General features: G+C 61.5%; 22 protein-coding genes and 1 tRNA gene. 11 read left to right on the plus strand and 12 right to left on the minus strand.

What is annotated here, in order from left to right; translation table 11 throughout:
- Positions 1-77, plus strand: a tRNA-Ile gene (locus HU731_RS13090).
- 49 nt (positions 78-126) lie between these two features.
- Here HU731_RS13090 and HU731_RS13095 read toward each other — a convergent pair.
- A complete protein-coding gene (locus HU731_RS13095) occupies positions 127-528 on the minus strand; it encodes a type II toxin-antitoxin system HicB family antitoxin (protein WP_186607781.1) in 402 nt (133 codons plus the stop codon).
- Positions 529-726: 198 nt separating this feature from the next.
- On the opposite strand from HU731_RS13095, the gene HU731_RS13100 reads away from it, so the two are divergent.
- The 9 genes from HU731_RS13100 to pqqE all read left to right on the plus strand — a co-directional run bounded on the left by HU731_RS13100 (position 727) and on the right by pqqE (position 9,622).
- Entirely contained in the window at positions 727-1,173 is a 447-nt protein-coding gene (locus tag HU731_RS13100) for an Lrp/AsnC family transcriptional regulator (RefSeq protein WP_003194755.1), read from the plus strand.
- Positions 1,174-1,320: 147 nt separating this feature from the next.
- On the plus strand, positions 1,321-3,024 hold the full coding sequence (locus tag HU731_RS13105) for a flavin monoamine oxidase family protein (RefSeq protein ID WP_032895015.1): 1,704 nt from the start codon (positions 1,321-1,323) through the stop codon (positions 3,022-3,024).
- Positions 3,025-3,034: 10 nt separating this feature from the next.
- Complete coding sequence (locus tag HU731_RS13110) at positions 3,035-3,829, plus strand: carbon-nitrogen hydrolase family protein (RefSeq protein WP_186607780.1); 795 nt, start codon at positions 3,035-3,037, stop codon at positions 3,827-3,829.
- A gap of 48 nt (positions 3,830-3,877) precedes the next feature.
- The gene (gene pqqF, locus HU731_RS13115) at positions 3,878-6,247 is read left to right on the plus strand and encodes a pyrroloquinoline quinone biosynthesis protein PqqF (RefSeq protein WP_186607779.1); all 2,370 of its coding nucleotides are present in this window, start codon (positions 3,878-3,880) and stop codon (positions 6,245-6,247) included.
- A gap of 158 nt (positions 6,248-6,405) precedes the next feature.
- Positions 6,406-6,480 (plus strand): pyrroloquinoline quinone precursor peptide PqqA, encoded by a 75-nt coding sequence (gene pqqA, locus HU731_RS13120; RefSeq protein ID WP_003194766.1) that lies wholly within the window; start codon positions 6,406-6,408, stop codon positions 6,478-6,480.
- Between the two features lie 71 nt (positions 6,481-6,551).
- The gene (gene pqqB, locus HU731_RS13125; RefSeq protein ID WP_186607778.1) at positions 6,552-7,463 is read left to right on the plus strand and encodes a pyrroloquinoline quinone biosynthesis protein PqqB; all 912 of its coding nucleotides are present in this window, start codon (positions 6,552-6,554) and stop codon (positions 7,461-7,463) included.
- A gap of 11 nt (positions 7,464-7,474) precedes the next feature.
- A complete protein-coding gene (gene pqqC, locus HU731_RS13130) occupies positions 7,475-8,227 on the plus strand; it encodes a pyrroloquinoline-quinone synthase PqqC (RefSeq protein WP_003194770.1) in 753 nt (250 codons plus the stop codon).
- Positions 8,224-8,499, plus strand: coding sequence for a pyrroloquinoline quinone biosynthesis peptide chaperone PqqD (gene pqqD, locus HU731_RS13135; protein ID WP_003194772.1), 276 nt, complete (start codon positions 8,224-8,226; stop codon positions 8,497-8,499). Before pqqC ends, pqqD begins: the two co-directional genes overlap by 4 nt.
- Positions 8,492-9,622, plus strand: a complete 1,131-nt coding sequence (gene pqqE / locus HU731_RS13140; protein ID WP_019817403.1) for a pyrroloquinoline quinone biosynthesis protein PqqE — start codon at positions 8,492-8,494, stop codon at positions 9,620-9,622. The genes pqqD and pqqE overlap by 8 nt, the downstream gene beginning before the upstream one ends.
- 5 nt (positions 9,623-9,627) lie before the next feature.
- Here the strand turns inward: pqqE and HU731_RS13145 are convergent, their stop codons facing one another.
- Together HU731_RS13145 and HU731_RS13150 are read right to left on the minus strand one after the other, a co-directional pair.
- Positions 9,628-9,786, minus strand: a complete 159-nt coding sequence (locus HU731_RS13145) for a YqaE/Pmp3 family membrane protein (protein WP_003194776.1) — start codon at positions 9,784-9,786, stop codon at positions 9,628-9,630.
- A 215-nt stretch (positions 9,787-10,001) separates the two neighbouring features.
- Entirely contained in the window at positions 10,002-11,264 is a 1,263-nt protein-coding gene (locus tag HU731_RS13150; RefSeq protein WP_186607777.1) for an aspartate aminotransferase family protein, read from the minus strand.
- 209 nt (positions 11,265-11,473) lie between these two features.
- Here HU731_RS13150 and HU731_RS13155 point away from each other — a divergent pair, with 209 nt between their 5' ends.
- Complete coding sequence (locus HU731_RS13155) at positions 11,474-12,373, plus strand: LysR family transcriptional regulator (RefSeq protein WP_186607776.1); 900 nt, start codon at positions 11,474-11,476, stop codon at positions 12,371-12,373.
- 226 nt (positions 12,374-12,599) lie between these two features.
- Here HU731_RS13155 and HU731_RS13160 read toward each other — a convergent pair whose 3' ends face one another.
- The 9 genes from HU731_RS13160 to bioF all read right to left on the minus strand — a co-directional run bounded on the left by HU731_RS13160 (position 12,600) and on the right by bioF (position 23,966).
- Positions 12,600-14,378: an acyl-CoA dehydrogenase C-terminal domain-containing protein gene (locus HU731_RS13160; protein WP_186607775.1), complete on the minus strand. Its 1,779-nt coding sequence runs from the start codon at positions 14,376-14,378 to the stop codon at positions 12,600-12,602.
- Positions 14,379-14,596: 218 nt separating this feature from the next.
- Positions 14,597-16,366 carry an acyl-CoA dehydrogenase C-terminal domain-containing protein gene (locus HU731_RS13165; protein ID WP_186607774.1) on the minus strand — a complete coding sequence of 590 codons (1,770 nt, stop codon included), beginning with the start codon at positions 16,364-16,366 and terminating at the stop codon, positions 14,597-14,599.
- 90 nt (positions 16,367-16,456) lie between these two features.
- Complete coding sequence (locus tag HU731_RS13170; RefSeq protein ID WP_003194787.1) at positions 16,457-17,746, minus strand: GGDEF domain-containing protein; 1,290 nt, start codon at positions 17,744-17,746, stop codon at positions 16,457-16,459.
- Positions 17,747-18,065: 319 nt separating this feature from the next.
- The gene (locus tag HU731_RS13175) at positions 18,066-19,871 is read right to left on the minus strand and encodes a phenylacyl-CoA dehydrogenase (RefSeq protein ID WP_020302163.1); all 1,806 of its coding nucleotides are present in this window, start codon (positions 19,869-19,871) and stop codon (positions 18,066-18,068) included.
- A gap of 318 nt (positions 19,872-20,189) precedes the next feature.
- Complete coding sequence (locus HU731_RS13180; RefSeq protein WP_020302162.1) at positions 20,190-20,471, minus strand: hypothetical protein; 282 nt, start codon at positions 20,469-20,471, stop codon at positions 20,190-20,192.
- 107 nt (positions 20,472-20,578) lie between these two features.
- A complete protein-coding gene (gene bioD, locus HU731_RS13185; protein ID WP_047711931.1) occupies positions 20,579-21,259 on the minus strand; it encodes a dethiobiotin synthase in 681 nt (226 codons plus the stop codon).
- Positions 21,256-22,068, minus strand: a complete 813-nt coding sequence (gene bioC, locus HU731_RS13190; RefSeq protein WP_186607773.1) for a malonyl-ACP O-methyltransferase BioC — start codon at positions 22,066-22,068, stop codon at positions 21,256-21,258. The genes bioD and bioC overlap by 4 nt, the downstream gene beginning before the upstream one ends.
- Positions 22,061-22,792 (minus strand): alpha/beta fold hydrolase, encoded by a 732-nt coding sequence (locus HU731_RS13195; RefSeq protein WP_186607772.1) that lies wholly within the window; start codon positions 22,790-22,792, stop codon positions 22,061-22,063. Before HU731_RS13195 ends, bioC begins: the two co-directional genes overlap by 8 nt.
- Complete coding sequence (bioF, locus tag HU731_RS13200) at positions 22,785-23,966, minus strand: 8-amino-7-oxononanoate synthase (protein WP_186607771.1); 1,182 nt, start codon at positions 23,964-23,966, stop codon at positions 22,785-22,787. The genes HU731_RS13195 and bioF overlap by 8 nt, the downstream gene beginning before the upstream one ends.
- Positions 23,967-24,000: the final 34 nt, after the last annotated feature.

Consider the following 24,000-nt stretch of genomic DNA (forward strand, 5'->3'; position numbering starts at 1 on the left):
GGGCCTATAGCTCAGTTGGTTAGAGCAGGGGACTCATAATCCCTTGGTCGTAGGTTCGAGTCCTACTGGGCCCACCACACAAAAAAAGCCGCGCATTGCGCGGCTTTTGCGTATCTGACGTTTGACTCAAACAGACAATTCGCGCAGCGCTGTCGTCGCCAAAAAACCTGAACGCGAGGCGTAGCGATGATCCTTTTGCACACGCTCGTCAATTCGATGCAAAAGCTGCTCGGGTAAAGAAGCGTTGAACCGTACCGATTTCCCCAAGTAAGGCGTGAGGTCGAAGTCGACGATCGCCCAGACACCACCGACGAAGTCGGGATTATCAAGATGAGCATCAACCTCTTGGGCCTGGGGAAGTTTTTCCTCGTCGGCAACCAATCCTTCAAGGTGCAGCGCCAGCGCCTCCCGAACATTATCTAACGCTTCGGAAAACGAAGAGCCCGCCGAGAAGCAGCCTGGTACGTCAGGGACCGTTACGCTGTAGTCCGAATCAGCGTCTTTATGCACTACCACTGGAAATTTCATTGCGTCTCCTATGAACGAGCCCAGAGAAAAATAAAGTGGTCAGCGGGGTAATCCGCTTCGCCAAAGAGTCTTCGCCGGTCTTTATGCTTGCAAGCCGATTGGCTACTCCACCGCCAGCCAATACCACCAGCTTGTGCCTTCTCCCCCAACACAAGCCTGTAATATGCCTCACGACTATACCCCGCACCGGAGCCCCCCTTGCCCGCCCTAGACGAAATCGACCGCCAACTGATCGCCGCCCTGCAGCTCAACGCCCGTGAAAGCGTGGCCATGCTCGCCCGGCAGTTGGGCATCGCGCGTACCACTGTCACGTCGCGTCTGGCCCGCCTGGAGAAAACCCAGGTCATCACCGGTTACGGCGTGCGCCTGGGCCAGCGCGTCGCGGATGGAGGGTTGCAGGCTTATGTGGGCATTACCGTGCAACCCCGTTCGGGCAAAGAGGTGTTGCGCAGGCTGAGCGCCATGGCCCAGGTGCAGCAGTTGTGCGCAGTGAGCGGGGAATTCGATTACGTGGCTTGGCTGCGCACCGATTCGCCGGAGCAATTGGACCAATTGCTGGACCAGATCGGCAGTGTCGACGGCGTGGAGAAAACCACCACCTCGATCATCCTCAGTAACAAACTGGATCGCGGACAACCAATCTGATCACTATCTTCGTCATATTGACTAAAACTAGCGCAATACGACGACACATTGCGTCTTATTAACGAGCGCAACGCTCCCTAAACTGGCTGCCATCTTTTCCTATACTCAACGGGCCCTCCTCCCGCCGAGCCGTCAGTAAGGTCAGCCATGAGCATTCCGTCCAGCACCCTCAGCAAGCCCAATCGCCACCCGGGCGACGGCAAGAAACCCATCACTATCTTCGGCCCGGATTTCCCGTTTGCCTTTGATGACTGGATCGAACACCCCGCCGGACTGGGCAGTATTCCTGCGGCTAATCACGGCGCCGAAGTGGCGATCGTCGGTGCCGGCATCGCAGGCCTGGTTGCGGCCTACGAGTTGATGAAGCTAGGGCTCAAGCCAGTGGTGTATGAAGCCTCGAAGATGGGTGGCCGCTTGCGCTCGCAGGCCTTTGAAGGCGCCGAAGGCATCATCGCCGAGCTGGGCGGCATGCGGTTCCCGGTGTCGTCCACGGCGTTCTACCATTATGTGGACAAACTGGGACTGGAGACCAAGCCCTTTCCCAACCCGCTCACACCGGCTTCCGGCAGCACCGTGATCGATCTGGAAGGCCAGACCCACTACGCGCAAAAACTCTCCGATTTACCTGCATTGTTCCAGGAAGTCGCCGATGCCTGGGCCGACGCTCTGGAAGCCGGTTCGCAGTTCGGCGATATCCAGCAGGCAATCCGCGACCGCGACGTGCCGCGGCTCAAGGAGCTGTGGAACAAGCTCGTGCCGCTGTGGGATGACCGTACCTTCTACGACTTCGTCGCCACCTCCAAAGCCTTCGCCAAGTTGTCGTTCCACCACCGCGAGGTGTTTGGCCAGGTCGGTTTCGGCACCGGCGGCTGGGACTCTGACTTCCCCAACTCCATGCTGGAAATCTTCCGCGTGGTGATGACCAACTGCGATGATCATCAACACCTGATCGTCGGTGGCGTGGCCCAAGTGCCCATGGGCATCTGGCGCCATGTGCCGGAACGCTGCGCCCACTGGCCGGCCGGCACCAGCCTGAGCTCGCTGCATAGAGGCGCACCACGTGCAGGCGTGAAGCGCATTGCCCACGCCGCCGATGGCCGTTTCGCCGTTACCGACAACTACGGCGACACCCGCGAATACGCGGCAGTGCTGACCACCTGCCAAAGCTGGCTGCTGACCACCCAGATCGAATGCGACGAAACCCTGTTCTCGCAAAAAATGTGGATGGCCCTGGACCGCACCCGCTATATGCAGTCATCGAAGACCTTCGTGATGGTTGATCGCCCTTTCTGGAAAGACAAGGACCCGCAAACCGGTCGCGACCTGATGAGCATGACCCTCACCGACCGCCTGACCCGTGGCACCTACCTGTTCGATAACGGCGACGACAAGCCAGGGGTAATCTGCTTGTCCTACTCGTGGATGAGCGACGCGCTGAAGATGCTGCCCCAGCCTATCGACAAGCGGGTAAAACTGGCCCTGGATGCACTGAAGAAGATCTACCCCAAGGTCGACATCAAGGCGCGCATCATCGGCGACCCGATCACCGTGTCCTGGGAGGCCGACCCGCATTTCCTCGGGGCCTTCAAAGGCGCCTTGCCCGGTCACTATCGCTACAACCAGCGGATGTATGCGCACTTCATGCAAAAGGATATGCCTGCCGAACAACGCGGGATCTTCATCGCCGGTGATGATGTATCGTGGACGCCCGCCTGGGTCGAAGGCGCGGTACAAACCTCGCTCAACGCGGTATGGGGCATCATGAACCACTTCGGTGGCAGCACCCACCCGCAGAACCCAGGCCCGGGCGACGTGTTCGATGAAATAGGGCCCATCGCCCTGGCAGAATAAGGAGTTGAGCATGCGTGTCGCCCTGTACCAATGCCCGCCGCTGCCGCTGGATGTGGCCGCTAACCTGCAGCGCCTGCACCGGCTGGCCCATGAGGCACACGGCGCCGATGTGCTGGTGCTGCCAGAGATGTTTCTCAGCGGCTATAACATTGGCGCAGAAGCCGTTGGCGCACTGGCCGAGGCGCAGGACGGGCCGTCGGCGCAGGCGATTGCCGAACTGGCACAAGGCGCCGGGCTGGCGATCCTGTATGGCTACCCGGAGCGGGCCGACGACGGCCAGATCTACAACGCCGTGCAGTTGATCGACGCCCAGGGCACACGCCTGTGCAACTACCGCAAGACCCACTTGTTTGGCGATCTTGATCACTCGATGTTCAGCGCCGGCCCCGATGATTTCCCGGTGGTGGAATTGAACGGGTGGAAGGTGGGCATGCTGATTTGCTACGACTTGGAGTTTCCGGAAAACACCCGGCGCCTGGCTCTGGCCGGCGCCGAACTGATCCTAGTGCCCACCGCCAACATGGTGCCGTTCGACTTTGTCGCCGACGTCACCGTGCGGGCGCGAGCCTTTGAAAACCAATGTTTCGTGGCCTATGCCAACTACTGCGGGCACGAAGGCGAGATTCACTACTGCGGGCAAAGCAGTATTGCCGCGCCGGACGGCCAGCGAATTGCCCAGGCCGGCCTGGATGAAGCCTTGATCGTCGGCACCCTGGAGCGCCAATCGATCTTCGATGCCCGCGCCGCCAACCACTACCTGCAAGACCGTCGCGCCGAACTCTACGGCGCACTGCACAAGCCCTGACCCATTGGGTTTGCTAGCATAGGCACTTCCCACGCCTCGGAAGTGCCCATGCCTGCGCCGGTTCACCCTCATCCCGTTCACCTGACCCTCGCCAATGGGCTGCGGGTTTGCCTGCGCCATGCGCCACGCTTGAAGCGCTGCGCCGCCGTTTTACAGGTGGCTGCCGGCAGCCATGACGTGCCATTGGCTTGGCCTGGGCTCGCGCATTTTCTTGAGCACTTGTTGTTTCTCGGTACCGCGCGCTTTCCAGCCGGCGAAGGGCTGATGGCCTACGTGCAGCGACACGGAGGGCAGGTCAATGCCAGCACCCGTGAGCGCACCACCGAGTTTTTCTTTGAACTGCCGGTGCCGGTTTTTGCCGACGGGCTGGCGCGGTTGGCGGATATGCTGACTCACCCACGCCTGGCCCTCGACGATCAACAGCGTGAGCGCGAAGTGCTCGACGCGGAGTTCATCGCCTGGTCCCAGGATGCCAAGGTCCAACAACAAGTGGCGCTGCTGCAAGGCTTGGCAGCGGATCATCCGTTGCGCGGTTTTCATGCCGGCAACCGCGACAGCCTGCCAGTGGAAAGCGAGGCCTTTCAGCAAGCCTTGCGCGAGTTCCACGCACACTTCTATCAAAGCGGGCAGATGGTTTTGAGCCTTGCCGGCCCACAGTCGCTGACCGACCTACAGGCCTTGGCCCAGCAGCTCAGTGACCAACTGACGCCCGGGCCATTGCACCCGCAGGCCGCTCCACCGGCCTTGATGCAAGGCTCGGCACGCTGCTATCAACACGCCGCCGGCCAACACCTGCATCAGGTCATTACCTGCAACGCGCCACGGGAAGCGCTGGCGTTTCTCTGCACCTGGCTCAACGCCTCGACGCCCGGTGGGTTGCTCGCCGAACTGCAAGCTCGACGACTGGCCACCGCGCTGCAGGCGTGCGTGCTGTACCAGTTTGCGGATCAAGCCGTGCTGGATATCCACTTCACTCTCGCCAGCGAGCGCGAACCGGCCACGCAGATCGAAGCGTTGCTGCACGACTGGCTGAGCTTCTTCGCACACAGCGACTGGACAGCGTTACGCGAAGAGTTCGCCTTGCTCAATGCTCGCCAACAACAGGTCCAAGGCGCCCTGGCCTTGGCGCGCAACGACGGCCAAGACCTGTCGGAACAAGGCGCCGCAGCCCTCAAGGCCATGCTCGAATCGCTGCACCTGCCTGCCTCCCGCCACCCTTGGCAACTGCCGCCTAATAATCCCTTTCTCCGTGCACCCGCCAAGGACGAACGCGCCGGCCTGATTCGCGGCCAAACCAGCGCCCACCGTGGCTTGCGTACCTTTGCCCAGGATCGCTCACGGGGCCGACGGGAGCTGTCGGCGCTGACCTTCAGCCAGGCGCTGGCGGATGACACTGGCGAAGGCGCGCTGTACCTGCACTGGCGGTTTGAGTCGGCCGTACCCACCGGGCTGGAAAGCCTGTTGCGGCCGTTGCGCGAGCAGGCACGCCAGGCGGGCGTCCAATTGTCTTGCGAAACGATCGCCACTGACTGGCAGGTGAAGATGCACGGCCTTCATGAGCCCATGCCCGCGGTGCTCGAAACGTTGGCGCGGTGCCTGAGTGGCTCGGATGAAACGTCGCCTGCGCCCGCGCCAATGATCGCCATCCGGGAACTGCTCAAGGCGTTGCCTGCTTGCTGTGCCGGTGTTCAACCCGAGCCTCAGGGGGCGACAGCGTCCTGGGCCACAGCACGCTGGCAGGGGCTGGTCACAGGCTTGCCCGCCACCTGTGAAGCGGCGATCAAAGCCGCAGCGGCCCGGTTGCCTGGGCAACCGGCAACTATGCCTTTCACACCTCAGGCCCTTGACGGACAAAAGCGCTGGCACGCAGTCCACACCGAATCCAGCGAGGCGGCGCTACTGCTATTTTGCCCAACGCCGACTCAATCCCTCGCCGATGAAGCCAACTGGCGGTTACTCGGGCACGTGCTCCAGGGGCCGTTCTACCAGCGCCTGAGAGTCGAACTGCAAATCGGCTACGCCGTGTTCAGCGGCATCCGACAGATCAACGGCCAAACCGGCCTGCTGTTCGGGGTGCAATCGCCCAGCACTTCCCTGGACGGCATCGTCGAACAGTTGCAGGCCTTCCTCGGGCAACTGCCGTCGTTGATCGAGCGCTGCCCCAACTTGGGTAACCAAGCCTTCGCACAGCAGTTCGCGGCCCAGACGCTGCCCATCAACGAAGCTGCCGAGTTGCTCTGGCATGCGCATCTGGCAGGTCATTCGTCGGGTTATCTGGATCAGCTTCAAGCGTTGATTCAACAATGCACGCGCGAAGATGTGCAGCACGCCGCGCACCAACTCAATGACGCTGCAGGCGGCTGGCGTTGCGTGGCCAACGGGCCGCGTATCAACGACGACTGGCAAGCGGCGCCGTGATCATTGCCAACCCTGCAACAGGCTTTCTCCACTGAGACAGCGCTAACTTGAATAAAATTGCGTAACATTGCGCAGCAATATCTGAACATCTCCAATGGGAGGTGGACTATATGTATTACTTGGTAGTGAACGTCCCATCCCTTGATAGGAGTAAGAATATGACCTGGTCCAAACCTGCTTACACTGATCTGCGTATTGGTTTCGAAGTCACCATGTACTTCGCCAGCCGTTGATTGGCTGAGTAATACAACGCCTCGGTTCGCCCGGGGCGTTTTTGTTTTGAGCTGTGCTTGATGGAGCGATCATGTTTGTCCAGATTCTAGGTTCCGCCGCCGGCGGTGGCTTCCCGCAGTGGAACTGCAACTGCGTGAACTGCGCAGGTTTTCGCGATGGCAGCCTGCGGGCCCAGGCGCGTACCCAGTCGTCCATCGCGATCTCCGACGATGGCGTGAATTGGGTGCTCTGCAATGCCTCACCGGATATCCGCGCGCAATTGCAGGGTTTTGCGCCCATGCAACCGGGCCGCGCCCTGCGCGATACCGGCATCAGCGCAATCATCCTGATGGACAGTCAGATCGACCACACCACCGGCCTGCTGAGCCTGCGCGAAGGCTGCCCGCATCAGGTGTGGTGCACCGACATGGTCCACGAAGACCTGAGCACCGGTTTCCCGTTGTTCACCATGCTGACCCACTGGAACGGTGGCCTGGCCTGGAACCGCATCGAACTGGACGCCAGCTTCACTATCCCGGCCTGCCCCAACCTGCGCTTTACCCCCCTGCCGTTGCGCAGCGCCGCGCCGCCCTATTCGCCGCACCGCTTCGACCCACACCCCGGTGACAACATCGGCCTGATCGTCGAAGACCTGCGCACCGGCGACAAATTGTTCTACGCACCGGGCCTGGGCAAGGTCGACGCACCGCTGTTGGACATCATGGCCGGCAGCGACTGCTTGCTGGTCGACGGCACGATGTGGGACGACGACGAAATGCAGCGCCGTGGCGTCGGCACCCGCACCGGGCGTGAGATGGGCCACCTGGCCCAGAACGGCCCCGGCGGCATGCTTGAAGTGCTCGAGCAACTGCCCAAGCAGCGCAAAGTGCTTATCCACATCAACAACACCAACCCGATCCTCGATGAAGACTCCCCCGAGCGAGCGGAGCTGGTGCGGCGCAATGTCGAAGTGGCTTACGACGGCATGAGCATTGAATTGTAGGAGTGATCGAAATGACCGACACACCGTTGAGCAAGGCTGAGTTCGAAGCGGCCCTGCGCGCCAAAGGCGCCTTCTACCATATCCATCACCCCTACCATGTGGCGATGTACGAAGGCCGCGCCAGCCGTGAGCAGATCCAGGGCTGGGTCGCCAATCGCTTCTACTATCAGGTGAATATCCCGCTGAAAGACGCGGCGATCCTGGCCAACTGCCCAGACCGTGAAATCCGTCGCGAATGGATCCAGCGCCTGCTCGACCACGACGGCGCGCCCGGTGAAGACGGCGGTATCGAAGCCTGGCTGCGCCTGGGCCAGGCTGTGGGCCTGGACCCCGACCAACTGCGTTCCCAAGAGTTAGTGCTGCCCGGCGTGCGCTTCGCCGTGGACGCCTATGTCAACTTCGCCCGCCGCGCCAGCTGGCAAGAGGCCGCCAGCAGCTCGCTGACCGAGCTGTTCGCGCCGCAAATCCACCAGTCGCGCCTCGACAGCTGGCCCCAGCATTACCCGTGGATCGACCCGGCCGGTTACGAGTACTTCCGCACACGCCTGGGCCAGGCCCGGCGCGATGTGGAACACGGCTTGGCGATCACCCTGCAGCACTACACCACCCGCGAGGGCCAGGAGCGCATGCTGGAAATTCTCCAGTTCAAACTGGACATCCTGTGGAGCATGCTGGACGCCATGAGCATGGCCTACGAACTCAAACGCCCGCCCTATCACAGCGTGACCGAGCAGCGGGTATGGCATAAAGGGATCACCCTATGAGCTTTGATCGCAGCAAAAAACCGACCTGGCGCCAGGGCTATCGCTACCAGTACGAGCCTGCACAGAAAGGCCATGTTCTGCTCTACCCCGAAGGCATGATCAAGCTCAACGACAGCGCCGCATTGATCGGCGGCCTGATCGACGGCGAGCGCGACGTGGCGGCCATCATTGCCGAGCTGGACAAGCAGTTCCCCGGCGTACCGGAGCTGGGTGACGACATCGAGCAATTCATGGAGGTCGCCCGTGCTGAGCACTGGATCACCCTTGCCTGAGAAGCCCGCCATCGGCCTGCCGCTGTGGCTGCTGGCCGAGCTCACCTATCGCTGCCCGTTGCAGTGCCCGTATTGCTCCAACCCGCTGGATTTCGCCGAGCAGGGCAAGGAGTTGAGCACCGAACAATGGATCAAGGTTTTTCGCGAAGCCCGTGAAATGGGCGCGGCGCAGCTGGGGTTTTCCGGCGGTGAGCCGCTGGTGCGCCAGGACCTGGCCGAACTGATCGGCGAAGCGCGCAAGCTGGGTTTCTACACCAACCTGATCACCTCTGGCATTGGCCTCACCGAGCAAAAAATCAGCGACTTCAAGAAAGCCGGCCTGGACCATATCCAGATCAGCTTCCAGGCCAGTGACGAGCAGGTGAACAACCTGCTGGCCGGCTCGAAAAAAGCCTTCGCGCAAAAACTCGAAATGGCCCGAGCGGTGAAAGCCCACGGCTACCCGATGGTGTTGAACTTCGTCACCCATCGGCACAATATCGACAAGATCGACCGCATCATCGAACTGTGCATTGCGCTGGAAGCGGATTTCGTCGAGCTCGCCACCTGCCAGTTCTACGGTTGGGCGCAGCTCAATCGCGTGGGCTTGCTGCCCACCCGCGAGCAGCTGGTGCGCGCCGAACGCATCACCAATGAATACCGCGCCAAGCTGGAAGCCGAAGGCCACCCGTGCAAGCTGATCTTCGTGACACCGGATTATTACGAGGAGCGCCCCAAAGCCTGCATGAATGGCTGGGGCAGCATCTTCCTGACAGTCACACCCGACGGCACCGCACTGCCCTGTCACGGCGCGAGGCAAATGCCCGTGCAGTTTCCCAATGTGCGCGACCACAGCATGCAGCACATCTGGTACGACTCGTTTGGCTTCAATCGCTTTCGTGGCTACGACTGGATGCCCGAACCGTGCCGTTCATGCGACGAAAAAGAAAAGGACTTCGGCGGCTGCCGTTGCCAGGCCTTCATGCTTACCGGTGACGCCAGCAATGCCGACCCGGTATGCAGCAAATCCGAGCAGCACGGCATCATCCTTCAGGCGCGGGAAGAGGCCGAACAGGCCACCCAGACCATCGAGCAACTGGCCTTTCGCAATGAGCGCAACTCAAGGCTCATTGCAAAAGGCTGAGGCCCTCAACGCTTGGCGATGATGTACACCGCGTGGATGATGCCGGGGAAGTAACCGCACAGGGTCAGCAGGATATTCAGCCAGAAGGCACCGCCGAAACCTACTTGCAGGAACACACCCAATGGCGGCAGCAGAATGGCGATGATGATACGAATGATGTCCATGGGTCAGCTCCAGAAAATCGGCTCGTGTGAGCCGTGTAGCTAATCGACCTTGGCGGTTCGTGAGGGTTCAGTGGATTCTGGCATTGGGCCATCTCAGGCCAGAATCTCCAGCCATCTTTTCACACCAGAAATTACCCAGACAAAAAAACGCCCCCAGCCAAAAGAATCAGGCTGGAGGCGCCGCGTATGCCGCGAGACGGTTCAGGAAACTGGGGTCAAACGGCGATGCCCTTGCGGCATTGCACTTGAGCGGTACGCACCCGAGAAAAGGCGCGGGCAAGCCGCAGCAGCATTTCGTCGATGTGGGTTTTGCTGATGTTCAGCGCAGGGGTAAAGCGCAGGCAGCCAGGTTGTGAGGCGGTGAGAATCAGGCCTTCGTGCAGCGCGGCCTTGACCACTGCTGCGGCGCAATCGTCCGACAGTGTCAGGCCCCAAAGCAGCCCGTTGCCGCGCAAGGGTCCATGGCCGTAACGGTAGGCCAGCCGGGCAAGGCCTTCTGCGAGGTACAAACCGGATTCGCGTAGGTGCTCGAGAAAGCCGTTCGCCAATAGGGTGTCGAGTACTGCGATACCCGCAGATGCCATCAGCGCATTGCCATGATGCGTACCGTCCAACTCGCCCGGTTCGAAGCAACAGGCAGTGCCACGCGCCAGCAGCGCCGCCAGGGGCACGCCGCCGCCCAGGCCTTTGCCCACGGCAATGATGTCGGCGCGCACGCCGTATTGCTGTTCGGCCAGCAAGCTGCCGCAACGGCCCACGCCGGTTTGCACTTCGTCGAAGATCAGCAGGATCCCCAGCTCACGACACAGGCGTTCGACGCCCTTGAGGTAATGTTCGGTCGCGGGGATGACACCGCCGCCGCTTTGTATCGGCTCCAGCATGATAGCGACGGTCTGCGCATCGACCGCTGCGTGCAGGGCGGGCAGATCGTTAAACGGCACGTGGCTGAAACCTGGCAACTGCGGTTCGAAACGGTTTTCGCAGGCCACAGCCGACGCCGACATCGCCCCTAAGCTCCGGCCATGACAGCCATTGCTCACGGTGATGATGTGGTAAGCGCCACCGCGATGCCGTTGGCCCCACTTGCGTGCCAGCTTGATCGCCGCTTCACAGGCTTCGGCACCCGTGTTGAGCAAGTAGGCCTGATCGCTGCCGGTGTGGTGGCACAGACGGTCGACGAGGTCCAGTTGCGCGCGGTTGTGCAAGCCCAGGCCAGGGTTGATCACGGTGTGCATCTGTTCGGCAATGGCGTCGCGCACGGCCTGGGGACTGTGGCCCAGGCTGTTGGCGCCGCCGCCTTGACTGAAATCCAGATAGGCGCGGTCGTCAGCGTCCGAAAGCCAGGAGCCCTGCCCCTGCACAAATACTTGGGGCGGGCGCGCCACAGTGGGCATCAGGCACTGGCTGGACACCTCTGCACGCGGGGCATGCACAACCAGGTCATCCAGACTCGGCGCAGAGCGACGGAACAAGTTCACACTTCACCTCCGTTGGCAACCTGACCTTGGTCGATGCCGCCTGCCAATGAGGCCTTGAGATTTTTTGCCTTGCCTATGTAAACGCTATCAACAAAAACGCTGTTCATTGTCCGATCCGGCCCTGTAAGCCCTGCGAATAGGCGCTAGACTAGGCGCCTCGGGGGCCAGCGGCCATTTCGATTTTCCAGCTTTTTCGATAAGCAAACCTTATGGATTTCAAGCAACTGCGTTATTTCGTCGCGGTGTATGAGGAAGGCCACGTAGGCCGTGCCGCGGAGCGTCTGTCGATCTCCCAGCCAGCGCTGTCGCAACAGATTCGCCAACTGGAGCAGAACCTCGACGTCAGCCTGTTCGAACGCAGCAGCAAGCGCCTGTTGCCGACCCTGGCGGCCCACACCCTATACAACCATGCATTGCCGCTGATTGATGGCATGCAGCAAGCCGTCGAGGCGCTGCGCAACTTCAAGGGCCAGGCCATGCGCACCCTGGCCATCGGCGTGCTGCAAACCGTGCACACCAGCCTGGTGCCGCGGATGCTTGAGCGCGTGCGCAAGGCCCAGCCCCATCTGGTGGTGCAGATTTACGAGCTGACCGGGCTTGAGATTGAGCGGCGGTTGCTCAATGGCTCACTCGATATTGGCATCAGCTACCTTCCACCCCGTCAACCGGGCCTGCACGGCGTGTTGCTGTATGAAGACGAATTGAAGGTGGTGATTCCCGAAGACCATCCGTTGCGCGAGTTCAAGAAAGTCTCGCTCAAACAAGCCGCCGAGTTACCGATGTTGCTGCTGGGGGAAGAGTTTCAGGTTCGGCAGATCTGGCAAGGCCAACTGTCCAACCTCGGGCGGCGTCCACAAGTGCAGGCGGAGCTCAATACCATGGTGGGCATTCTCGACAGCCTGCCTCACACCCGCTTGGCAACGGTGCTGCCTGGGCGCTCCCAAGACGAACACAACAGCAAGGCGCTGCTGTGGAAACCCTTGAGCGAGCCCAGGGTGCCGCTGAAAGTCGGGTTGGTATGCCGCGATGTGCAACGCCAGCAGGCGACGGTGGCGTTGCTGCGCACCCTGCTGGAAGACGTGATGAATGCCCCGCCGGCAAGCGCCTGACTTTTTCGCGGGCAAAAGAAAACCCCGCCGAAGCGGGGCTTTGCAGACTGTTTCCCTGACATCCATTTCACTCCGCCGTCCTGGCAGAATCCTACGTGTCCGTGTTGTTGCTTTGCGCTTCCTGCGCGACGTCCATGTGAAGTAGATTAGCCGTGGATCCAATGTGGCGATAGAGGACGATTAGCAGCACGTCATGTAAGAGAATGCTTACACGCCCTCCCCGCCCTTAAAACAGGGCTTCATCCATCAGGAACAGGGATTCGCTACCGGCTTTTACCGACGCACTCAATGAGTGGATACGCGGCAACAGGCGGGCAAAGTAGAACCGTGCAGTTCCCAGTTTGCTGGCGTAGAAATCCTCCTCACCCTCTTTGCCCAACGCCGCCTTGGCCATGCGCGCCCACATATAGGCATAGGCCATGTAGCCGAACGCATGCAGGTATTCCACCGAGGCCGCGCCGATTTCATTGGCGTTGCTCTTGGCGCGGTCCAGCACCCAGGCCGTCAGCTCATCCAGGTTATCCACAGCCGCACTTAGCGGCTTAGTGAATTCGGCCAACTCAGGGCCCGATGCGGCGATGAACTGGCGGATCTCATCGGCGAACAAGGTATAAAACGCACCGCCGCTGCCGACGATCTTGCGGCCCATCAGGTCCAGGGCCTGAATGCCGTTGGTGCCTTCGTAGATCTGGGTGATGCGCACGTCACGCACCAACTGCTCCTGGCCCCACTCGCGGATGTAACCGTGACCGCCAAACACCTGCTGGCCGAGCACGGTGGTTTCCAGGCCCAGGTCAGTAAGGAACGCCTTGGCCACTGGGGTCAACAACGCCACCAGGTTATCGGCACGCTCGCGGGCCTGCGCATCGTCGCTGAACTTGGCGATGTCCAACTGCGTCGCCACGTAGGTGGAGAACGCCCGGCCGCCTTCGTTCGCAGCCTTCATGGTCAGCAACATGCGACGCACATCCGGATGCACGATGATCGGGTCTGCCGGCTTGTCCTTGGCCTGCGCGCCTAGCGGGGAGCGGCTCTGCAGGCGGTCGCGGGCATATTCAATCGCGTTCTGATAGGACCGCTCGCCAGAAGCCAAGCCCTGGATACCGACGCCCAAACGCTCATAGTTCATCATGGTGAACATCGCCGCCAAGCCACGGTTGGGCTCACCGACCAGGTAACCCACCGCTTCGTCAAAGTTCATCACACAGGTGGCGGAGGCCTGGATGCCCATCTTGTGTTCAATGGAGCCGCAGTTCACCGGGTTACGCGCGCCCAGGCTGCCATCGGCATTCACCAAAAACTTCGGTACCAGGAACAGCGAGATGCCTTTGGGCCCGGCCGGTGCGTCCGGCAGTTTGGCCAGCACCAAGTGGATGATGTTGTCGGTCAGGTCGTGCTCGCCACCGGTGATGAAGATCTTGGTGCCGCTGACCTTGTAGGAACCGTCCGGCTGAGGCTCGGCCTTGGTGCGGATCATCCCCAGGTCGGTACCGGCATGGGCCTCCGTCAGGCACATGGAACCGGCCCACTCACCGGAATACATCTTCGGCAGGTAGGTGGCCTTGAGTGCTTCACTGGCGTGGGTGTTGATCGATACACAGGCGCCGGAGGTCAACATCGGGTACAGGCCGAAAGCCAGGCTCGACGAGTTGATCATCTCTTCAACCTGCGCCGACACGGCCTTGGGCATGCCCATGCCGCCGTAGGTCGGGTCGCCGCCCACGCCTACCCAACCGCCTTCGGCGTAGGTGCTATAGGCTTGGGGGAAACCGTCGGGGGTCGTGACGGCGCCGTCTGCCCAGTGGCAACCCTGCTCATCGCCGCCGCGGCTAAGCGGGGCGATGGACTTGGCGGTGACCTTGCCGGCCTCTTCCAGGATCGCCTCGACGGTTTCGGCGTCAACGCTGTCTGCCAATGCCGGTAACTGGGCCCAAGTATTAGCGACCTCAAAAACTTCGTTGAGGACGAAGCGCATATCACGCAACGGCGCTTTGTAATCAGCCATGGCAAACCTCGTGAGAACGTGAAAAGTGATTCGATAGGATCGGTTTTACAGACGCCGAGTGTACCCGAACAACTTTTCAGACACATAGGGTCCGTTCGTGACCATTAAGTATTTATAAGTCACACTGTAGGAGCGAGCTTGCTCGCGAAAAACTCAAGAACACCCCGCTAAACCAGGCGTGCGCGAATCGTTGAAGTTCTTCGCGAGCAAGCTCGCTCCTACAAGGAGAAAGCGTCGGCTGGGAGACTCATCAGGCATTCGCTCCCTGCCTCCACCGCAGCACGGTGCATGGCCGTACGCGGCAACAGGCGCTTGAAATAAAAGTCGCAGGTCGCAAGCTTCGCCTGGGCAAACCCTTCGTCATCCTGGGCGTGCGCCGCGATCGCCATGCGCAACCACAAGTAGGCAAGGATGATGTAACCGCTGTACATCAGGTAATCCATCGCCGCTGCGCCCACTTCATCAGGGTTTTTCATCGCCGCCGTGCCGACCTTCAGGGTCAGTTCGCCCCATTGCTGGTTCAGCTCATTGAGTTGCGCCACATGGGCCTTGAGCTGCGCATGCTCGGCATTGGCCGCGCAGAACTTATGCACAATTTTGGTAAACCCACGCAGCAACTTGCCCTGGCTGCCCAGCACCTTGCGTCCGAGCAGGTCCAGAGCCTGGATGCCGTTGGTGCCTTCATAGATCGGGGCAATCCGTGCGTCACGGGCCAGTTGCTCCATGCCCCACTCACGAATATAGCCATGGCCACCGAATACCTGCATGCCGTGGTTGGTCACCTCCAGGCCGGTTTCGGTCATGAAGGCTTTGCAGATCGGGGTGAGGAATGCCAACAGGTCCTCGGCTTCCTGGCGTTGGCCGGCGTCGCTGCCCAGATGCGCGGTATCGAGCAGTTGCGCGGTGAAGTAGGTCAAGGCGCGGTTGCCTTCGTTGAAGGCTTTCATGGTCAGCAACATGCGGCGTACGTCGGCGTGCACGATGATCGGGTCGGCGGCTTTTTCCGGGGCCTTGGCGCCGGTCAACGAGCGCATTTGCAGGCGGTCGTTGGCATACTTGATCGCGCCCTGGAAGCTCGCCTCGCCGTTGCACAGGCCCTGCATGCCGGTGCCCAGGCGCGCGTGGTTCATCATGGTGAACATGCAGTTGAGGCCCTTGTTCGCCTCGCCAATCAAAAAGCCCTTGGCGCCATCGAAGTTCAGCACGCAGGTGGCCGAAGCCTTGATGCCCATCTTGTGTTCGATGGAGCCGCAGTGCACCGCATTGCGCTCGCCGGAGTCGGCATGAAACTTGGGCACGATAAACAATGAGATGCCCTTGGTGCCCGCCGGCGCGTCCGGCAGTTTGGCCAGCACCAAGTGGATGATATTGGCGCTCATGTCGTGCTCGCCGGCCGAGATGAAGATCTTGCTGCCGGTGACCGCATAACTGCCGTCTGCCTGCGGCACGGCGCGGGTCTTGATCAAGCCCAGGTCGGTGCCGCAGTGGGCTTCGGTCAGGCACATGGTGCCGGTCCATTCGCCGGCGGTGAGTTTGCTCAGGTAAGTGGCTTTCTGTTCGTCGGTGCCGTGGGCGTGGATCGCCGACATCGCGCCGTGGGTCAGGCCCGGGTACATGCCCCAGGAGGTGTTGCTGGAGCCGATCATCTCGCTCAGCACCAGGCCCAGGGAATGGGGCAGGCCCTGGCCACCGTAGGCCGGGTCTGCCGCCACGCCATGCCAGCCGCCTTCCACATACTGGGCGAAGGCTTGCTTGAAGCCTTTGGGGGTGGTCACCACACCATTATCGAAATGGCAGCCCTCTTCATCGCCGCTGCGATTGAGCGGCGCGAGTACGTTTTCGCAGAATTTGGCGCCTTCTTCGAGGATCGCACTGACCATGTCCGGGCTGGCATCCGTGGCGCCCAGGGCCGCGTAGTGGCCGTGGAAATCGAATACGGTGTCGATCAGAAAGCGCATGTCGCGCAGGGGAGCTTTGTACTCAGGCATGGCAATGTCTCCGGCAGCAGATAGGGTTAACCTACTGCCGGCCATGGCCGTGGACAATCACTGTAGCGCTGCTGAATACAGCGCCATTACTCAACCGGCAGCGCTTTGCATGCGCACTGCGCCACGGCGGGTTTGCCCGGCCGCGACCACACAATTACGCCCCGCGCCCTTGGCGGCGTACAACGCCTGGTCGGCGGACTTGAGCACCTCGTCGGGGCTGCGCTGCTCGGCCTGGCGCTCGGCCACGCCGATGCTTACCGTCACCGACACACTGGATGCACCGCTGCCCGCACGGCGTTGGCGGCCTTGATGGTCGTCCTGGGGGCGGTCCGGGTTGCGCAACTTGATGTCGTAGCTGGCGATGATCTCGCGGATCTCCTCCAGGTGCGGCATGCACTCATCCAGGGTCTTGCCGGCAAACACCACAGCAAACTCTTCACCGCCATAACGATAGGCCCGCCCGCCGCCATTGACCTTGGACAGCTTGCTCGCCACCAGGCGCAGCACCTGGTCGCCCACATCGTGGCCGTGGGTGTCATTGAAACGCTTGAAGTGATCGACGTCGCTCATCGCCAGCACATAGTTGCGACCTAGCCGCTGCATGCGCTCGTTGAGGGCACGTCGCCCCGGCAAGCCGGTGAGTTCATCACGGAACGCCATTTGATACGCCTCGTGCGCCACGCCTGCAGCGATCATCAACATCACCTGGCTGCACATGATGTTGAGGGTGAACGGCAAGATGAAGGTTTGCGGCAACATCCAGAACATCCCCAGCAACCCCACCAGTTGTGCGGCGTGCAGCGGGCGCGGCTGGTACCAGTATTGGGCGGCCAGGGTGAGAAAGCCGATCAGGAACATCGGATAGGAAAGTTGGATCAGGCTCATCCAGGCGCCATGCAGCATCGGCCAACGGATCTCCGCCAACCAGCCCAGCAAGGCCTGGGGAAAACTTTGCTCCAGGGCCAGCGCCACACTGCCCACCGCCAGCAGCACCGCGCAGCGGGCGACGAAGTCACGGAACAGATGGGTCTTTTCCTGCCACAGCGCATAGATGCTGAACAGCAAGGGCAACAGCAGGCAGCACAGGTGGAACACCACCGCAGCGTCTTCACGCACGCGGCCGTTGTCACGATAGAAGTCGGTCTGGGTATCCAGCAGGAAATAGGCGACGTACACCGTGACCATCAAGAACAGTTCACGCTGGCGTCGATACACCGCGCAGTAGGCACCGCCGAGCAGCAGGACCAGGGTGGGCAGCACGTTGAACAGCGAGGTGAAGAAGACGCTGAGGTCCTTGACGTACGCAGCCGAAAGCCCGGCCAGCAACAGCAGCAGCGAAGGTAGGAAATGGCTGAAACGTACAGCGGACACGCGTGACAAGGGTAAAACTCCGACCCGCAAACAAATAATGGCACTGTGCCTCTAAGCGGTCAGTTAAGCACAACCGACCGGGCATGTATCACATTGCCATCACTGTAACGGCAGCGGGCTGCAATCCCTGAGTGCCTTACTGCGGTTTTTTAAACTCGCCCCCCTGTAGGAGCGAGCTCGCTCGCGAAAATTTCACCGGCACCGCGTTTAATCAGGCCGCCCGCATTATCGTTAGCGACCTTCGCGAGCAAGCTCGCTCCTACACAAGTGCAAAAAAAACCGCCGCGTCCCGAAGGAGGCGGCGGTTTTTTAAAGAGCCCGGTAAGGCTTAGTAAGCCAGGCCGAAGTCCTCTTCTTTCATGTCCATCAGGTTGTTGGCGCCCGACAGCATAGTTGCCACGTGGGTGCGGGTACGCGGCAGGATTCGCTGGAAGTAGAAACGCGCAGTCTGCAACTTGGCGGTGTAGAACGCCTCTTCGCTGGTGCCAGCGGCCAGTTTCTCGGCGGCCAGGCGTGCCATGTCGGCCCAGAAGTAAGCCAGGCACGCGTAACCGGAGTACATCAGGTAGTCCACCGAAGCGGCGCCGACTTCTTCACGGTCTTTCATCGCGGCCATGCCGACCTTCATGGTCAACTCGCCCCACTCTTTGTTCAGTGCCGCCAGCGGTGCAACGAACTCTTTGACCGCTTCGTTGCCTTCGTTGGCTTGGCAGAACTTGTGCACGATCTTGGTGAAGCCCTTGAGCGCTTCGCCTTGGGTCATCAGCACTTTACGGCCGAGCAGGTCCAGCGCCTGAATGCCGGTGGTGCCTTCGTACAGCATCGAAATGCGGCTGTCGCGAACGTTCTGCTCCATGCCCCACTCAGCGATAAAGCCGTGGCCACCGTAGATCTGCACGCCGTGGTTGGCCGATTCAAAACCAACTTCGGTCATGAACGCCTTGGCGATCGGGGTCATGAAGGCCAACAGGGCATCGGCCTGCTTCTTGGCTTCGTCGTCGGTGCCGTACTTGACGATGTCCACTTGCTTGGCGGTGAAGTACACCATCGCACGGTTACCTTCGGCGAAGGCTTTCATGGTCAGCAGCATGCGGCGTACGTCAGGGTGCACGATGATCGGGTCAGCGGCTTTGTCCGGTGCTTTCGGGCCGGTCAGGGAGCGCATTTGCAGGCGGTCACGCGCATATTTCAAGCCGCCCTGGAAGCCGATCTCGGCGTGAGCCAGGCCTTGCAGCGCGGTGCCCAGGCGAGCGGTGTTCATAAAGGTGAACATGCAGTTCAGGCCTTTGTTCGCCGGGCCGATCAGGAAACCGGTGGCCGCGTCGAAGTTCATCACGCAGGTGGCGTTGCCGTGGATGCCCATCTTGTGTTCCAGGGACCCACAGGTCACCGCGTTGCGCTCGCCCACCGAGCCATCGGCATTGGGCAGGAACTTGGGCACGATAAACAGCGAGATGCCTTTGGTGCCAGCCGGTGCATCCGGCAGGCGGGCCAGTACGATGTGGACGATGTTGTCGGCCATGTCGTGTTCGCCGGCCGAGATGAAGATCTTGGTGCCGGAGACTTTGTAGGAACCGTCAGCCTGAGGCTCGGCCTTGGTGCGCAGCATGCCCAGGTCGGTGCCGCAGTGTGGCTCGGTCAGGCACATGGTGCCGGTCCATTCGCCCGACACCAGCTTGGTCAGGTAAGCGTCTTGCTGCTCGGGGGTGCCGTGCTCGGAAATGGTGTTCATCGCGCCATGGGACAGGCCAGGGTACATGCCCCACGACCAGTTGGCTTCGCCGACCATTTCGCTCACAGCCAGGCCCAGGGATTCCGGCAGGCCTTGGCCACCGTGCTCCACGTCGTGGGCCAGGCTTGGCCAGCCGCCTTCGACGAATTGTTTGTAGGCTTCTTTGAAGCCCGCTGGGGTCTTAACGCCTGACTCACTCCAGGTACACCCTTCGATGTCGCCCACGCGGTTCAACGGTGCCAGTACTTGCTCACAGAACTTGGCGCCTTCTTCGAGGATGGCGTCGACCATGTCCGGGGTAGCGTCCTGGCAAGCCGGCAGGCTCTGATAGTGCGCTTCATAACCGAGCAGTTCGTCACGAACGAAGCGAATATCACGCAAGGGGGCCTTGTAGTCAGGCATAGCGATAAACCTCTGCTGATGTAGCTGGGATGAACAACCGCGTGGATTTGTTATGGCGGTCAAACAGGTGTTTGAAACATACGTTTACGACCCAGGGTTGTCAAGCGTCGGCCAGATGCCGTTTGTCTTGACACAGGTCAGCGTCAGGCACGGCGAGGCCTGCGGCGGGATGCCACACAGAATTTTCAGGAAAGATGAAGCTTTTTGTAGGAGCGAGCTTGCTCGCGAAGGACATCAGCACACCGTGCTAGTCCAGGCGGTACGCGTTGTCGTTGGCGTTTTTCGCGAGCAAGCTCGCTCCTACAGGGTGGGACGGGATCAGGCGTAGGTATCGATCAAGGTACCGAGCATTTCATCCGAAGCCTTGGCGACTTTCGCCCCCAGTTCAACTTGAAACTTGCCCTGGGCCATTTCCACCATGTTGCTCGCCGAGTTGGACGCTTGGGCGCGGTCGTTGGCTTGCAGACGGTCGCTTTGCGCGGCCGATGGCTGAGTGGTCGCGGCGCTGGCAATCTTGCCGGCCGCCTGGTCGACGCGGTTCTGCCCGGTCTGAATGGTGCTCAGCCCCGAATAAAACGCGCTGCTTCCAGAGATGTCCATGGCGTAAGCCTGCCTTTGAGAAAATCGTGAAACCGGATTGAAGCAGACATCCTGGCAAAAGGCCCGTCAAAAACACTAATGGCATATTGCCTTAGCGATAGCCAAAATCAGTCAAGCAGGTCCAGCTCCAGGTACTCGGCCACCGCGGCAGCCCCGGCGTGCTTGAGTTTCGGCACTCGCCCCAGGCAAGGCGCTGGCAAACGCTCAGCCAGGGTGGCGAGGTTTTCTTCCAGACGGGAGGTCTTGGGGTCGATGATGTTGGCCACCCAACCCGCCAGCGGCAAGCCATCCCGTGCGATGGCTTCGGCGGTGAGCAACGCGTGGCTGATGCACCCCAGGCGCACGCCCACCACCAGGATCACCGGCAGCTTGAGCGCCATGGCCAGGTCCGACAGATTGGCCTGGTCGGCCAAGGGCACGCGCCAACCGCCCGCCCCTTCGATCAAGGTGAAGTCCGCGCCCCGTGCCAGGATCTGCTGCATCGGCTTGAGCAGCGATTGCACCGTAAGCCCGACGCCCGCCTCGCGCGCCGCCAGATGCGGCGCGATAGCCGGCTCGAAGGCCACCGGGTTGACCTCGGCATAACTGAGCGGTACGGAACACTCGGCCAGCAACGCCAACGCATCGGCATTGCGCAGGCCCTTGGCCGTCAGTTGGCAGCCAGACGCCACCGGCTTTCCGGCGGCCGTGCTTTTGCCAGCGAGCCTGGCGGCATGCAACAGGCCGGCGGCGATGGTGGTCTTGCCAACATCGGTGTCTGTACCGGTGATGAAGTACGCGGCGCTCATAACGGTTTCTCCAGTACGGCATACACCACTTGGTACGTGGCGGGCAGGCCCTGGGCCTGGCGGAACTGCTCGTAGGCCTCTACCAGCGCGACAATCCGCGCACGGCCCGTCAACCCTCCCGGGCGGCCTGGGTTGAGGTTATGGGCGCCCAGTGCTTTGAGCTCATGGGTCAGGCTGCGCACATCCGGGTAATGCAACACATGGGGCTGTCGCTCCAGGCTGATCACGCGCAAACCACTGGCCGCACACAGTTGCTGATAAGCCTCGAAGGTGCGGAAGCGATTGACGTGGACCAGGCCGTCCGCCGCCCGCCAACTTTCGCGCAACTCATCCAGGGTGCCTACGCACAGGCTGGCAAAGGCCAGCACGCCACCTGGTCGCAGCACACGCTGGGCTTCGCTGAGCACCGCATCAAAATGGGCACACCACTGCACCGCGAGGCTGGAGAACAGCAGCTCGAAGCTGTCAGCTGCAAGCGGCAAGCGTTCTGCATCACCGACTATAAAGTGCGCAGCGCCACCCAGTGGACGCGCGTGGTTGAGCATGCCCTCGGCAATATCCAACGCCACACCTTGGCTACCGGGCAAACGCTCGCCCAGTACGCGACTGAAGTAACCCGTGCCGCAGCCCATGTCCAGCCAACGCTGGGGCACCAGGCCGTGCGGCAAGCGGCTGAGCAGTGTATGCCCGACCGCACGCTGCAACTCGGCCACGCTGTCGTAACTGGCCGCCGCACGGGAGAACGAGGCCGCGACCTGGCGCTTGTCCGGCAAGCCCCCAGGCAAGGGCGGGTGGGATAGGTCAGTCATCAACACACTCATACAAAAAAGCCTGGATGGCCCCGGCAACTCCGTGAGGGTCTTCCAGAAGAAACGCGTGACCGGCCTGTTCAATCAGGCCGATTTCTACATCGGGGAGCAAGGCCAGCAGGTCACTGGCGGCTTCGGCAGGCACCAGCCCATCCAGGCCGGCAAACAGGTGCAACTGCGGCCCACGAAAGGCCTGCAAGGCCGCCCGCGTATCCAGTTGGGCCAACAGCTCCAGGCCGGGCATCAACACGCTGGGGGAGGTATTCGGCGCACCGCTGACCAACAACCGCGACAAGCCGCGCGGGTCTTCGGCACCCTTGGCGCACAACAGCCCAAAGCGCTTGAGCGTGACCTGGGAATCGGCATGGCAGCCGGCCAGAAATGCGTCGAAGGTTTCCGTAGGCATCCCATGGGGCCAGCCGTCATGGGCGACGAAACACGGGTTGCTCGCCAGGGTCAGCAAGCCACAGCACCGCTCGCCACGGCGCGCCGCCAACTCGGACGCGAGCATGCCGCCCAGCGACCAGCCCCCGAGCCAGGCGTTGTCCGGCAGCGTCGCATCGAGTTCGTCGAGCCATTCACCGAGCTCGCTGGCCTCAAGCGCCGGCAAGGGTTCGATCTGTACCTGCAAGTGCTCGTTCAAGCCGTGCAGCGCAGCGGCCAACGGCTCCAGCGGTGACACACCCAGGCCCCAGCCCGGTAGCAATATCAGTCGATTACGCATGGCCGGGCTCCGAATCGCCTAACAAGCGAAAACACGCTTGCAACCCTTCTAACAGTAGCTGCACCTGCGCTTCGCTGTGGGCCGCCGTCAATGTCACCCGTAATCGAGCACTACCGGCAGGCACGGTCGGTGGGCGAATGGCGGTCACCATCAGGCCGCGCTCGCGCAGCATCTGCGATAGGCGCAGTGCTCGGGCGCTGTCGCCAATCAGGATCGGCTGGATCGGCGTAAAGCTGTCCATCAACGCCAGGCCTATCTGCTCGGCGCCATGGCGGAACTGGCGGATCAACGCGTTGAGGTGCTCGCGTCGCCACTGTTCGCTGCGCAGCAGTTCCAGGCTTTTGAGGGTGGCGCAGGCCAGGGCCGGTGGTTGGCTGGTGGTGTAGATATACGGGCGGGCGAATTGGACCAGGCTCTCGATCAAGTCGTCACTGCCGGCCACAAAAGCCCCGGCGGTGCCGAACGCTTTGCCCAGGGTGCCAACCAGCACGGCCACGTCCTCCTGGCTCAAGCCGAAATGCTCGACGATACCGCCGCCGTTGGCACCAAGCGGGCCGAAGCCATGGGCGTCATCCACCATCAGCCAGGCACCTTTGGCTCGGGTTTCACGGGCCAGCGCCGGCAGATCGGCGAGGTCGCCGTCCATGCTGAACACACCGTCGGTAACCACCAAGGTATTGCCGGTGGCTTTCTCCAGGCGCTTGGCCAGGCTGCCCGCGTCGTTATGCAGGTAGCGGTTGAAACGCGCACCGGACAGCAAACCAGCATCCAGCAAGGACGCGTGGTTAAGCCGGTCTTCCAATACCGTATCGCCCTGCCCCACCAGCGCCGTGACCGCGCCGAGGTTGGCCATGTAGCCGGTGGTGAACAGCAAGGCACGCGGGCGACCGGTCAAGTCAGCCAGGGCTTCTTCCAGCTCATGGTGCGGCGTGGCGTGGCCCACCACCAAATGCGAAGCCCCGCCCCCAACGCCCCAACGGGACGCACCGGCGCGCCAGGCTTCGATCACTTGCGGGTGATTGGCAAGGCCCAGGTAATCGTTATTGCAGAAGGCCAACAACGGTTGCCCGTCTACCACCACCTGCGGGCCTTGGGGGCTCTGCAGCAAGGGGCGCTGGCGGTAAAGATGGTCGGCACGGCGGGCAGCGAGGCGCGCGGCGAGATCGAAAGACATGCTGGCCTCGATTTAACAGTTTCAACTGGGTCCA

This window comes from Pseudomonas salmasensis, assembly GCF_014268375.2.
In the GTDB taxonomy this organism is placed as follows: domain Bacteria; phylum Pseudomonadota; class Gammaproteobacteria; order Pseudomonadales; family Pseudomonadaceae; genus Aquipseudomonas; species Aquipseudomonas salmasensis.

Excerpts from the sequence above, each read along its gene's own strand:
- HU731_RS13095 (WP_186607781.1), bottom strand. The coding sequence starts at position 528 with ATGAAATTTCCAGTGGTAGTGCATAAAGACGCTGATTCGGACTACAGC.
- HU731_RS13105 (WP_032895015.1), top strand. The coding sequence starts at position 1,321 with ATGAGCATTCCGTCCAGCACCCTCAGCAAGCCCAATCGCCACCCGGGC.
- HU731_RS13110 (WP_186607780.1), top strand. The coding sequence starts at position 3,035 with ATGCGTGTCGCCCTGTACCAATGCCCGCCGCTGCCGCTGGATGTGGCC.
- pqqF (WP_186607779.1), top strand. The coding sequence starts at position 3,878 with ATGCCTGCGCCGGTTCACCCTCATCCCGTTCACCTGACCCTCGCCAAT.
- pqqB (WP_186607778.1), top strand. The coding sequence starts at position 6,552 with ATGTTTGTCCAGATTCTAGGTTCCGCCGCCGGCGGTGGCTTCCCGCAG.
- pqqC (WP_003194770.1), top strand. The coding sequence starts at position 7,475 with ATGACCGACACACCGTTGAGCAAGGCTGAGTTCGAAGCGGCCCTGCGC.
- pqqD (WP_003194772.1), top strand. The coding sequence starts at position 8,224 with ATGAGCTTTGATCGCAGCAAAAAACCGACCTGGCGCCAGGGCTATCGC.
- HU731_RS13145 (WP_003194776.1), bottom strand. The coding sequence starts at position 9,786 with ATGGACATCATTCGTATCATCATCGCCATTCTGCTGCCGCCATTGGGT.
- HU731_RS13155 (WP_186607776.1), top strand. The coding sequence starts at position 11,474 with ATGGATTTCAAGCAACTGCGTTATTTCGTCGCGGTGTATGAGGAAGGC.
- HU731_RS13160 (WP_186607775.1), bottom strand. The coding sequence starts at position 14,378 with ATGGCTGATTACAAAGCGCCGTTGCGTGATATGCGCTTCGTCCTCAAC.
- HU731_RS13165 (WP_186607774.1), bottom strand. The coding sequence starts at position 16,366 with ATGCCTGAGTACAAAGCTCCCCTGCGCGACATGCGCTTTCTGATCGAC.
- HU731_RS13175 (WP_020302163.1), bottom strand. The coding sequence starts at position 19,871 with ATGCCTGACTACAAGGCCCCCTTGCGTGATATTCGCTTCGTTCGTGAC.
- HU731_RS13180 (WP_020302162.1), bottom strand. The coding sequence starts at position 20,471 with ATGGACATCTCTGGAAGCAGCGCGTTTTATTCGGGGCTGAGCACCATT.
- bioD (WP_047711931.1), bottom strand. The coding sequence starts at position 21,259 with ATGAGCGCCGCGTACTTCATCACCGGTACAGACACCGATGTTGGCAAG.
- bioC (WP_186607773.1), bottom strand. The coding sequence starts at position 22,068 with ATGACTGACCTATCCCACCCGCCCTTGCCTGGGGGCTTGCCGGACAAG.
- HU731_RS13195 (WP_186607772.1), bottom strand. The coding sequence starts at position 22,792 with ATGCGTAATCGACTGATATTGCTACCGGGCTGGGGCCTGGGTGTGTCA.
- bioF (WP_186607771.1), bottom strand. The coding sequence starts at position 23,966 with ATGTCTTTCGATCTCGCCGCGCGCCTCGCTGCCCGCCGTGCCGACCAT.